Source organism: Massilia sp. TWR1-2-2 (assembly GCF_049897565.1).
GTDB lineage: Bacteria > Pseudomonadota > Gammaproteobacteria > Burkholderiales > Burkholderiaceae_D > JAFCUW01.
In genome coordinates, this window is the sequence record NZ_JAFCWM010000006.1 from 129248 (window position 1) to 141004 (window position 11757).

Genomic DNA, 11757 nt, shown 5'->3' on the forward strand with positions numbered 1-11757 from the left:
TTGTCGTCTTTATTAGTTTGCAGAACAGGTTTAAAGTACACGTACTGCATCAAAGGATGCAAGCAAAAGCAACACAAAGGAGCACGTCATGCGAATTAAAGATGCCATTATTACAGTTATTGGACTGCTGCTGAGCCTCAGCGTCCTGACCGGCATGACGTATTCCGAGCAATTCCAGCAAGCGGCAGTGGCCGAACGCGGCACTTTTGATGCACTTGCACATGACCTGTTCACCGGTTCCGAAGTCGCCAGCGCCGATCTCGCCACCGACGGCAGTGCCCAATGAACGCGATGGCCGACCTGGCGATCCGCGAGCTCGAAGTAGCCGGCGCGGCCGGGCCGCTGGCGGCGCGCCTGTACGCCGCTGCCGGCGTGCGCGGCAAGAAGGACACCCTGGTGGTATTTTTCCACGGCGGCGGCTTTGTCGCCGGCGACCTCGATGAAGCCGACGAATTCCTGCGCCGCACGAGCACAGCGGCCTGCGGCGGCGCCAACCAGCTGGTGCTGGCCTCGCGCTATACCCTGGCCACCGAACGCCCGTTCCCCGCCGCCGTCGAAGACGCCCATGCGGTGCTGAAGTGGGCGAAGAAGAACAAGGCCAAGCTTGGCTGGAACGGCACCCATCTGGTCGTCGCCGGCATCGAGGCCGGCGCCAACCTCGCCGCCGTCTGCGCGCTGATGTCGCGCGACCGCGGCGGCCCTGACCTGGCCGCGCAGATCCTCATCATGCCGATGCTCGATCCCGGCCTGACCACTTGCTCGATGCGCGAAGTGAAGCTCGATGACGCAATGGCCAGCGTGGCCGACAAGTGCGCGGCCAGCTACCGCGACTATCTGCCCAACGGCGCCGACCGCACCCACCCGTACGCGTCGCCGCTGCAGTCGAGCCGCCTGAAGAACCTGCCGCCGGCGCTGATCCTGTCGGCCGAAGACGACCCATTGCGCGACGAGGCTGAACAATACTGCGCCAAGCTGTCCGCCGCCGGCGTCGCCACCACCCTCAAGCGCCTGACCGCCGTTTCGCTGGAAGACGCCTCGGCGCGCAATGAGTGCGCCTGCGCCGAAGGCGCGATCGTTGAAATCTCCCGCTTCCTCGCTTCGCTGGCGCCGCCCCCCAGTTGACCTGAGCCCGAGTCCCTAAGTACCACCCCCACCGCTGAACCAGGCGCCCGGCCGGGCGCCAAGGGATAGCTATTGCCGTTGCTTTTGCATGTCGCCAGCCTTTGGCCGAACAAGCAGGCGCCGTTACGCCTGTCGATCTTAATAAAAAAGGAATCAACCATGAAAACCACCCACAACTTCAAGCTCTCCGTGCGCCCCCTGGCTGCTGCCATCGCGCTCGTCGGACTGACCGCGATCGGCCTGTCCGGCTGCGGCCCCGCCAACAGCAAGGCCCAGCAAGGACCGGCCGCCGGCGGACCGCCAGTGACCGCGGCCACCGTGCTCGAACGCCAGGTCAACGAGACGCAGGAGTTCTCCGGCCGCCTCGAAGCGCTGGAGCGGGTCGACATCCGTGCCCGTGTCGGTGGTTTCATCACCTCGGTCAATTTCAAGCCGGGCAGCATGGTCAACAAGGGCGACGTGTTGTTCGTCATCGACGCGCGCCCGTTCCAGGCTGAAGCGAACCGCGCCGAAGCGACCGCCGTGTCGGCGCGCGCCAAGGCCGACCTGGCGCGCCTCGAACTGGCCCGTTCCGAGCGCCTGGTGGCTGACAAGGCGATCGCCCAGCGCGAGGTCGACGAGAAGGCCTCGAGCCTGAAGGAGTTGGATGCCAACGTGCGCGCCGCCCAGGCTTCGCTCGAAGCGGCGCGTCTGAATCTGGCCTACACCCGCGTCACCGCGCCGATCAGCGGCCGCGTGTCGAAAGCAGAAATCACCACCGGTAACCTGGTCGACGGTGCAGCAATCCTGACGTCGGTGGTGTCCAACAAAGGTATCTACGCCAGTTTCGACGGCGACGAAGAGACCTACCTGCGGGTGGCCCGCGTGGCGCAAAAAGGCATCCCGGTGGTAGTCAAGGTGGGCCTGGCCAATGAAGTCGGCTTCCCGCACGAAGGCAAGCTCGAATTCGTCGACAACCGGCTCGATTCGGCCACCGGCAGCGTGCGCATGCGCGCTACCTTCGGCAACGAGGACAACGTGCTGGTGCCTGGACTGTTCGCGCGTGTCCAGCTGTCGGGCGACCCACAGGCAAAGAACAGCGCCGCCGTCATCAGCGAGCGCGCCATCGGCACTGACCAGAACCGCAAGTTCGTCTACGTCGTCAAGGCCGACAACACGGCCGAATACCGCGCCGTGGTGCTCGGCCCCGTGGCCGACGGCATGCGCGTGGTGCGCGAGGGCCTGAAACCGGGCGAAAAGATCATCGTCAACGGACTGCAGCGCGTGCAGCCAGGCGCGAAGGTCACGGCCCAGGTGGTGGCGATGGACGCCGATGCCAAGCTGGCCGTCGTCGCCATGAATACGAAGGAAAAATAACATGAATTTCTCTCGCTTCTTCATCGACCGGCCGATTTTCGCGGCCGTACTGTCGATCATCATATTCGTCGCCGGCCTGCTGTCGATCTTCAAGCTGCCGATCTCCGAGTATCCGGACGTGGTGCCGCCTTCGGTGGTGGTGCGCGCGCTGTACCCGGGCGCCAATCCGAAGATCATCGCCGAAACGGTCGCCGCGCCGCTCGAAGAGCAGATCAACGGCATCGAAGGCATGCTGTACATGTCGTCGCAGTCGACCTCCGACGGCGCCCTGGCGCTGACCGTCACCTTCAAGGTCGGCACCGATATTGAGACGGCCGAGACGCAGGTGCAGAACCGCATCCAGCGCGCCTTGCCGCGCCTTCCCGAGGAAGTACGACAGATCGGCGTCACCGCCGTGAAGACCTCGCCCAACCTGACGATGGTGGTCCACCTGGTCTCGCCGACCGGGCGCTACGACGACCTCTACCTGCGCAACTACGCCGTGCTGAACGTGAAAGACCAGCTGGCGCGTATCCAGGGCATGGGCGACGTCCAGCTGTTTGGCGCCGGCGACTACGCGATGCGCGTCTGGCTCGATCCGCAAAAAGTGGCGGCGCGCGGCATGACCGCGGCCGACATCGTCGCAGCCATCCGCGAACAGAACGTCCAGGTCGCGGCCGGCGTGATCGGCACGTCGCCGTCGAAAAACTCCGAGTTCCAGCTCACCGTCAACACCCAGGGCCGCCTGTCGACCATCGAGGAATTCGGCGCCATCATCGTGCGCACCGGTGCCGACGGCGCGCTGACGCAACTGAAGGACGTGGCGCGTCTCGAACTCGGTTCCAACTCTTACGCACTGCGCTCGCTGCTGAACAACAAATCGGCGGCGGCGATTGCTATTTTCGAAGCGCCTGGCTCGAACGCGCTTCAACTGTCCGCCGACGTGCGCGCGAAGATGGCCGAACTGAAGGCCGACTTCCCCGAAGGCGTCGAATACAGCGTGGTGTACGATCCGACCCAGTTCGTGCGCGAGTCGATCAACGCCGTCATCCACACCCTGCTTGAAGCGGTGGCGCTGGTGGTACTGGTGGTGATCATCTTCCTGCAGACCTGGCGCGCATCGATCATCCCGCTGGTGGCCGTGCCGGTATCGATCATCGGCACCTTCGCGGTGATGCTCGGCTTCGGCTTTTCGATCAATACGCTTTCGCTGTTCGGGCTCGTGCTGGCGATCGGTATCGTCGTCGATGACGCCATCGTCGTGGTTGAAAACGTCGAGCGCAACATCGAAGCGGGCCTCAGCCCGCGCGACGCCACGGTACAGGCCATGAAAGAAGTGAGCGGCCCGATCATCGCCATCGCGCTGGTGCTGTGCGCCGTGTTCGTGCCGATCGCGTTCGTGTCCGGCCTGTCAGGCCAGTTCTACCGGCAGTTCGCGCTGACGATCGCCATCTCCACCGTTATCTCCGCTTTCAGCTCGCTGACCTTGTCGCCGGCACTCGCCGCCGCGCTGCTGAAGCCGCACAGTGCCAAGAAAGATCGTCTGACGCGCGGCATGGACAAGGTGTTCGGCGGCTTCTTCGGCTGGTTCAACCGCTTCTTCGGCCGCACCTCGGTGCGCTACGAAAAAGGCGTCAACGGCGTCCTCAAGCGCAAAACGCTGTCGGTGGCGATCTATGCCATGCTGGCCATCGCCGCGGTATTCATGTTCAAGGTGGTGCCAAACGGCTTCGTGCCGGCGCAGGACAAGCAGTACCTGGTCGGCTTTGCGCAGCTGCCCGACGCCGCCTCGCTGGACCGTACCGAAGCGGTAATTCGCCGCATGTCCGACATCGCCTCGAAAGTGCCCGGCGTCGAATCGTCGATCGCGTTCCCTGGCCTGTCGATCAACGGCTTTACCAACGCGCCGAATGCCGGCATCGTGTTCACCACGCTCAAGCCGTTCGACCAGCGCAAGGGCAAGAACGAAAACGGCGACGCGATCGCCGCCGAGATCAACAAGCAGCTTGGCAGCATCCAGGATGCCTTCATCATGGTGTTCCCGCCGCCGCCGGTCAATGGCCTCGGCACCACGGGTGGGTTCAAGATGATGGTGGAAGACCGCGCCAACGTCGGCAACGATGAACTGTACAAGGCAGTGCAGGCGATGCAGGGCAAGGCGTGGGCCGACAAGAACCTGGCCGGCGTGTTCTCCAGCTTCCAGATCAATGTGCCGCAGCTGTTCGCCGACGTCGACCGCGTCAAGGCCAAGCAGCTCGGCGTGCCGCTGGCGACCATCTACCAGACCTTGCAGATCAACCTTGGCTCGCTGTACGTCAACGACTTCAACCAGTTTGGCCGTACCTACCAGGTGCGCGTGCAGGCCGACGCGCCGTTCCGTTCGAAGCCGGAAGACATCGCGCAACTGAAGGTGCGCAACGACAAGGGCGAGATGATTCCGCTGTCGTCGCTGATGCGCGTGAAGGACAGCTATGGTCCTGACCGCGTGCAGCGCTACAACGCCTACGTCTCGGCCGACATGAACGGCGGCCCCGCGCCTGGCGTGTCGTCCGGCCAGGCCCAGGCCGCGATGGAAAAGATCGCCAAGGACGTGCTGCCGAAGGGCGTGACGTTCGAATGGACCGAACTGACCTACCAGGACATCTTGTCCGGCAATACGATGATGTACGTGTTCCCGCTGTGCGTGCTGCTGGTGTTCCTGGTGCTCGCCGCGCAGTACGAGAGCTGGACCCTGCCGCTGGCGGTGATCCTGATCGTGCCGATGTCGATCCTGTGCGCGCTGGTCGGCGTCAAGCTGACCGGCGGCGACAACAACATCTTCACCCAGATCGCGCTGTTCGTGCTGGTGGGGCTGGCGTCCAAGAACGCGATCCTGATCGTCGAATTCGCCCGCGAACTCGAAGACCACGGCCGCAGCGTGGTCGAAGCCGCGCTGGAAGCTTGCCGCCTGCGCCTGCGTCCTATCCTGATGACGTCGATCGCTTTCATCATGGGTGTGCTGCCGCTGGTGTTTTCCACCGGCGCCGGCTCCGAAATGCGCCATGCGATGGGCGTGGCGGTCTTTGGCGGCATGCTCGGCGTGACGTTCTTCGGCCTGTTCCTGACGCCGGTGTTCTACGTCCTGCTGCGCACTTTCGCCAAACGACTCGACCACAAGGTCGAACCTGAAACCAGCGTGGCCGTGGCCGCGCAACCGGAAGGAGCCATCTGATGAACAAGCTCGCAATGCGCATTGCCCCGTTGCTGGCGGCGCTGCTGCTGGTGGCCTGCTCGAGCACTCCGGTGCTCGACGCGCCGGCGGTGCCGGTGCCGGCCGCTTTCAAGGAAGCGTCGCAGCCGGTGACGGCCGCCGACGGCACCACCTGGAAAAGCGCCCAGCCGGCCGAGGCGCAAGCGCGTGGCCAGTGGTGGCTGGCGTTCCATGACCCCGTCCTGAGCGCGATGGTCGACGAGGCCACGACCGCCAACGCCAGCCTGGCCGTTGCCGCGGCGCGCGTCAAACAGGCGAGGGCGCTTGCCGGCCTCGCCGAATCCGATCGCAGTGTGCAGCTGGGCGCCGCTGTCGGCGCCCAGCGCAGCGGCGCCACGTCGCAGCGAAGCACGGCGTACCAGGCCAGCCTGTCGGCAAGCTATGAAGTGGACCTGTTCGGCCGTGTGGCCGCAGGCGTGAGCGCGGCGCAGGCCGATGCGTCCGGGTCCGAAGCGACCTACCGCTCGGTGCTGCTGGCGCTGCAGGCCGACGTCGCCCAGACGTACTTCCGCATCCGCGCTACCGACGCCGAACTGGCGGCGCTGGCCAAGAGCGTCGACCTGCGCCAGCAAAGCGTGAAGGTCAACCAGAGCCGCTTCGACAATGGCGACATCGGCGAATTCGACCTGGTGCGCGCCAAGACCGAACTGGCGGCGGCGCGCGCCGAAGCGATCGGCCTGCAGCGCCAGCGCCTGCAGCTAGAACATGCGCTCGCCGTTTTGCTGGGCAAGCCGGCGGCCGATTTCGCCGCGCAGTCGAACCCGCTGCTGGAAGCGGCGCTGCTGCCGGCAATTCCGGCCGGGCTGCCGTCGGCGCTGCTGGAGCGGCGCCCCGACATCACCGCCGCCCAGCGCGCGATGGTGGCGTCGAACGCGCGCATCGGGCAGGCGCGCGCGGCCATGTTCCCGGCACTCGGCCTGTCCGCTGCCGGCGGCGGCGAATCGAGCGCGCTGTCGAACGTGCTGAAATGGAGCAGCCGCTCGTGGCTGCTGGGCGCGCTGATGTCGGTGCCGATCATCGACGGCGGCCGCAACAAGGCCAACGTCGCGCGCAGCGAAGCGGTGCTGGAAGAGTCGGTCGCGGCGTACCGGCAGAACGTGCTGGTGGCGTTCGCCGAGGTCGAGGACAACCTGGCCGGCCTGCGCATCCTGGCCGGCCAGTCCGAGCAGATCGATGCCGGCGTGGTGCTGGCGCGCCGCTCGGCCGACCTGGCGCAGAAGCTGTACCAGGCGGGCCGTTCGAGCTACCTCGACCTGCTCGACGCGCAGCGCAACCTGGCGCTGATCGAACGCAACGCAGCCCAGCTGCGCGGCAGCCAGGCGGTGACAACGGTCGCGCTGATCCGCTCGCTCGGCGGCGGCTGGGACAACGCCGGCGTCAACTAAGCTTTCGGCTGGGCCCCGGCGACGCGTATCGCCGGGGCAGGCCAATCGGTCAAACGATGGGCGCACGGCAACACAACGTCGTTCCTTGCCTATTGTCGTTATCATCGAGCCATCAACCGAGGAGCAATCATGACAATCAACAAAGACATCGAGCTGGAAGGCCAGCTGCCGATCCCGACCCATCCAACCGACCCGGCCGCCAAGCGCCACATCGACAAGGTCGTCGGCGAGGAAGTGCTGACGACGCCCGATTACAACGCGCCGCCGTCGGAAGGCGCGATCAAGTCGACCGGCCCGGCTGGCGATCCTGGCGTCGGCGGCGCCCTCGGCCAGCCGCCGCCGCCGGCGCGCGACACCGGCGACATTCCCGGCGGCGACGACGACGCCGAGATGGGCGAGCAGCAGGGCGGCGGCGACGAGATCTCCGACGAGATGAAGCCTCGGCATTAATCGAAACATTCCCGGCTAGTAAAAAACCCCGCTTCAGTGCGGGTTTTTTACGTTTGGCGAACCGGTCTCCTGGCCGGGTGCAGCGGCGGCCATCACCGCCGCCAGCGTCCTGACCGCTTCCTCGATCCGGCCCACGTCGACCTGCGCATATCCAAGGATCAACCCGTTCCAGCCGTTCTTGCGCAGGCCGGACGCATGGGCGCTGAGCGCGCGCGCGACCACGCCGCGCGCCATCGCCGCCGCGGCGATCTCGGTGTCGACCAGGCGCGGATCGACGAAACGAAACGACAGGTGAATGCCGGCCGAGCTGCCGTGGATGACGATGTCGTCGCCCAGATGGCGCTGCAGTGCATCGACCAGCGCGTCGCGCCGGCTGCGATACAGCCTTCGCATGCGGCGCAGATGCACGCCGAACTGCCCGCTACGCAGAAAATCGGCCAGCGCCAGCTGGTCAGCCACGCGCCCGTGCGGCGCCATGCGCGCCTGCACCGCGCGCAAAGGCGCCACCAGGTTTTCCGGCACCACCATGTAACCGGTGCGCAGCGCCGGAAACATCGTCTTGCTGAACGTGCCCAGATAGACCACCGGCGCGTCGCCCGACAAGCCCTGCATTGCCGGCAGCGGCGGGCCCTCGTAGCGGAACTCGCTGTCGTAATCGTCTTCGATGATCAGGGCGCCGCATGCCTTGGCCTGCGCCAGCATTGCAAGCCGGCGTGGCATGTCGAGCACCGTGCCGGTCGGGTACTGATGCGATGGCGTAATGTAGATGAGCCGCGGCTTGTTCCTGGTCCACTCGTGGGCGCCTGGATGGATGCCGTCGTCGTCGACGTCGATGCCGACGGTGCGCAGCTGGGCTGACCGGAACGCCGCCACCGCGCCAAGATAGCCGGGGTTTTCCAGCCACGCGGTGTCGCCGGCGTCGGCAAAGGTGCGCGCGCAAATTTCCAGGCTTGCCTGCGTGCCGCTGGTGACGAACACCTGGCCGGCATGACAGCGCACTCCGCGCGACGCCCCGAGATAGGCGCTGATTTCTTCGCGCAGGGCAGGGATGCCGGCCGTATCGGGATAATTGAGCTCGTCGCTGCCCATCGACCGCCAGGCCCGGTCCAGCGCGCGCCGCCACAGCGCCACCGGAAACGCATCGAGCGCCGGCACGCCTGGCGCAAAGGCGCCTGTGTCCGAGTCGGCTTCGGCCATGGTGCGCACGCCTTGCATGCGCCGCGCGATGGCGCCGTTGGCCGGCGCGCCGGCCGGCTTGCGTGGCGCCGGCAACGCCAACGCGGCCACCAGCGTGCCGCGCGCGGTCGCCCGCACCAGGCCTTCGGTCGCCAGCTGGTCGTACGCATACAGCACCGTATTGCGCGCGATGCCCAGCTCGGACGCCAGCGCGCGGCTGGCCAGCAGGCGCGTGCCGGCAGCCAGGTTGCCGCCGATGATGGCCGCGCGCAGGCAAGCGTGAATGACGCGCTGGCGCGGCCAGTCGGCCATTTGCTGCGTCTGTTCGAAGCTGCTCAGAAGAACCTTGTAATCCATCGCTGCATGCGTCGTCGAATGGTGGAACTGGCAAAGTATAGGCGTATCCGACGCAATTCAGTGGCTCTAAATTTTCATGATGGACTGGTGCTACCGGTGGGATACCTTCGTTGATAAGCTGGTGTCTTCTCCCTCGTTTGATTGGTGCCACTCGCGATGAAGCTGATCTTTTTTGGACTGTTGGCCGCGCTCTCTTGTGCGGAACCGCCGGCCGCCGCCGAAGCTGCCGCTGACGCCGTGGCCGCGAAGGTGCGCGATGGCCTCCACGATTTCGACGGCGAGATCGGCGTATGGCAGACCAGGTTAAAGCGCCTGCGCAATCCACTTGGCGGGTCAAGCGAGTGGCTCGCCTACGAAGGTACGACGTTGGTACGGCGCGCCGTCGACGAACGCGCCAACCTGGTCGAACTGGACGTCAGCGGCGCTGCCGGCAGGATTGCCGGCGTTTCGATGCGGCTCTATCATCCGGCCAGCGGCCAGTGGTCCCTGCATTTTGCCAATCTCGCCAACGGCGAGATGACCGATTCGATGCAGGGCGCCTTCACCAACGGCCGCGGCGTCTTTTACGGACACGACACGGTTGCCGGCCGGCGCGTCTTCGTGCGCTTCCTCGTCATCCCGCAGCACCAGGACCAATGGCGCTTCGAACAGGCCTATTCGGCCGATGGCGGCAAGACCTGGGAAGACAACTGGATTGCCGTCGACACCAGGTCGGTGCCGGCCGCAGATCAAAAGGTCCGCCAATGAAGCGCCTCGCTGCCGTCCTCGTATTCCTGTCCGCTCTCGAACCGGCTTGCGCCGCTCCCAAAATGCCATCAACACCATGCTGCGATGTCGTCGAACTACGCCAGTACATTACCTATCCCGGCAAGCGCGACGAACTGATCACAATGTTCGACCGCGATATCAACGATCCGCACCGCTTCACCTGGCTGCGCGGCTTTGCCTCGATGGCCGAGCGCAAGCAGGCACTGGGCGAATTCTATTTCGGGGCGCTGTGGAAGTCGTGGGCCGGCCGGGCCAGCGCGACCTTGTACGATAACGACGACGTGCTGCTGCTGCATCCGGCCGCGCCTGGCAGCGCGTTTATCGTCGATCCCGCCATGCGCGCGCCGCGCGACGCAACCGCTTCGCAGGCTGGCTTCGTCGTCGCGACGATCTACTACTCCAAGCAGGAAGCCGGCGCCGATTTCATCCGGCACTTCGACGCCGACCTGGCGCCGGTATTCACGCGCGGCGGCGCCCGCATCCTGGCGCGCTACGTCAGCGAGAAAAGTTCCAACACGTTCGAGCGCCTGCCGGTGCGCGAGAACGTCAACGTCTATGTGTGGTTCGCCCATTTTGCCGATCGCGCCGTTTACGAGCAGTACCTTCGTCATCTTGCAAATGACCACCACTGGCGCGATGACCTGTTTGCGCCGCTGTACAAGTCGCTCGCGCGCGCGCCGGAAACGCTGATGCTGACGCCGTCAGTACGGTCGCAGATCCGCTGATCGATTACACTTACCCACCACCAGGAGACAACCATGAGCAACAGCGCCGTCAAAGTTATTCCCGAAGGCATGCACAGCCTGACCCCGTTCCTGATCTGCGCCAACGCGTCCGATGCGATCGATTTCTACAAGCGCGCATTTGGCGCACTGGAAGTGAGCCGCACGGCGCAGCCCGACGGCAAGCTGATGAATGCGATTTTGCGCATCGGCGACTCCTCGCTGATGCTGATGGACGAAAATCCGCAATGGGGCGCCCTCGGTCCCGGTCTGCTCAAGGGCAGCCCGGTGAGCCTGCATTTGTATGTTGACGATGTCGACGCCGCGTTTGCGCTGGCCGTCAAGCAAGGCGCCACCGCCAAGATGCCGCCGGCCGACATGTTCTGGGGCGACCGTTTCAGCGCGCTGACCGACCCGTTCGGCCACAGCTGGTCGCTCGCCACCCATATCCGCGACATGACGCCTGAGGAAATCCAGGCAGCCGCTTCCTGCGCCGGTTCGGCCTCGGCGGAAGCGCCGCAATGAGGGCAGGGCAGCCGCTGCGCCTGATCGGCATGCTCGACTCGCCCTACGTGCGCCGGGTTGCCATCGCGCTCGACCTGTTGGGCGTGCCGTTCGAGCACGAATTACTGTCGGTGTTCAGCACCTTTGAGCAATTCCGTGAGATCAATCCGGTCGTCAAGGCGCCGACTCTGGTATGCGCCGATGGCGCGATCCTGATGGAATCGTCCCTGATTCTGCAGTTCGTCGAGGCCGACCAAGGCCGCTCGCTGTGGCCTGTCGACAAGGACGAGCGCCGGCGCGCATTCGAGGTGGTCGCGCTGGCGCTGGCTGCCTGCGAGAAAGGCGCGCAGATTGTGTATGAGCGCAATTTGCGTCCGGCGGCGGCACAGCACGAGCCGTGGGTCGAGCGCGTTACATCGCAATTGCTGGCTGCGTACAGCGCGCTGGAACAGCATGTTGTCCGATCGCCGGCGCTGTTTGCGGATTCGACCCAGCACCCTGCGATGACGGCCACGGCGGTCTGGGGTTTCACGCAAGCGATGCTGGGCGAGCTTGTGCCGGCGGCGGATTATCCCGCGCTTGCCGCGGTGGCGGATCGTACCGAGCAGACCGCGCCGTTTCTGAAGTATCCATCGGGCGGGCCAGGGGTTCCCTTGCATCCGGCGTAGCATCGCCAGACCCTTCGCGG

The 11757-nt window shown here is 65.4% G+C and carries 11 protein-coding genes; 10 read left to right on the top strand and 1 reads right to left on the bottom strand.

Annotation, left to right across the window (positions count from 1 at the left end; genetic code table 11):
* The first annotated feature begins 88 nt into the window (after nt 1-88).
* The 6 genes from ACP7DD_RS07790 to ACP7DD_RS07815 all read left to right on the top strand — a co-directional run bounded on the left by ACP7DD_RS07790 (nt 89) and on the right by ACP7DD_RS07815 (nt 7542).
* Nucleotides 89-286 carry a hypothetical protein gene (locus ACP7DD_RS07790; RefSeq protein WP_426174153.1) on the top strand — a complete coding sequence of 66 codons (198 nt, stop codon included), beginning with the start codon at nt 89-91 and terminating at the stop codon, nt 284-286.
* On the top strand, nt 283-1122 hold the full coding sequence (locus ACP7DD_RS07795) for an alpha/beta hydrolase (RefSeq protein ID WP_426174154.1): 840 nt from the start codon (nt 283-285) through the stop codon (nt 1120-1122). The genes ACP7DD_RS07790 and ACP7DD_RS07795 overlap by 4 nt, the downstream gene beginning before the upstream one ends.
* A 159-nt stretch (nt 1123-1281) precedes the next feature.
* Entirely contained in the window at nt 1282-2478 is a 1197-nt protein-coding gene (locus tag ACP7DD_RS07800) for an efflux RND transporter periplasmic adaptor subunit (RefSeq protein WP_426174155.1), read from the top strand.
* Between the two features lies 1 nt (nt 2479).
* A complete protein-coding gene (locus tag ACP7DD_RS07805; RefSeq protein WP_426174156.1) occupies nt 2480-5668 on the top strand; it encodes an efflux RND transporter permease subunit in 3189 nt (1062 codons plus the stop codon).
* Complete coding sequence (locus tag ACP7DD_RS07810; protein WP_426174157.1) at nt 5668-7092, top strand: efflux transporter outer membrane subunit; 1425 nt, start codon at nt 5668-5670, stop codon at nt 7090-7092. Before ACP7DD_RS07805 ends, ACP7DD_RS07810 begins: the two co-directional genes overlap by 1 nt.
* Nucleotides 7093-7221: 129 nt before the next feature.
* On the top strand, nt 7222-7542 hold the full coding sequence (locus ACP7DD_RS07815; protein ID WP_426174159.1) for a hypothetical protein: 321 nt from the start codon (nt 7222-7224) through the stop codon (nt 7540-7542).
* A gap of 33 nt (nt 7543-7575) precedes the next feature.
* Here ACP7DD_RS07815 and ACP7DD_RS07820 read toward each other — a convergent pair whose 3' ends face one another.
* A complete protein-coding gene (locus tag ACP7DD_RS07820; RefSeq protein ID WP_426174160.1) occupies nt 7576-9075 on the bottom strand; it encodes a PLP-dependent aminotransferase family protein in 1500 nt (499 codons plus the stop codon).
* A gap of 156 nt (nt 9076-9231) precedes the next feature.
* On the opposite strand from ACP7DD_RS07820, the gene ACP7DD_RS07825 reads away from it, so the two are divergent.
* From ACP7DD_RS07825 to ACP7DD_RS07840, 4 genes are all read left to right on the top strand, one after another.
* On the top strand, nt 9232-9822 hold the full coding sequence (locus ACP7DD_RS07825; RefSeq protein ID WP_426174161.1) for a hypothetical protein: 591 nt from the start codon (nt 9232-9234) through the stop codon (nt 9820-9822).
* Nucleotides 9823-9884: 62 nt separating this feature from the next.
* A complete protein-coding gene (locus ACP7DD_RS07830) occupies nt 9885-10568 on the top strand; it encodes an NIPSNAP family protein (protein WP_426174162.1) in 684 nt (227 codons plus the stop codon).
* 33 nt (nt 10569-10601) lie between these two features.
* A complete protein-coding gene (locus ACP7DD_RS07835; RefSeq protein ID WP_426174163.1) occupies nt 10602-11090 on the top strand; it encodes a VOC family protein in 489 nt (162 codons plus the stop codon).
* Complete coding sequence (locus ACP7DD_RS07840; RefSeq protein WP_426174164.1) at nt 11087-11737, top strand: glutathione S-transferase family protein; 651 nt, start codon at nt 11087-11089, stop codon at nt 11735-11737. The genes ACP7DD_RS07835 and ACP7DD_RS07840 overlap by 4 nt, the downstream gene beginning before the upstream one ends.
* Nucleotides 11738-11757: the final 20 nt, after the last annotated feature.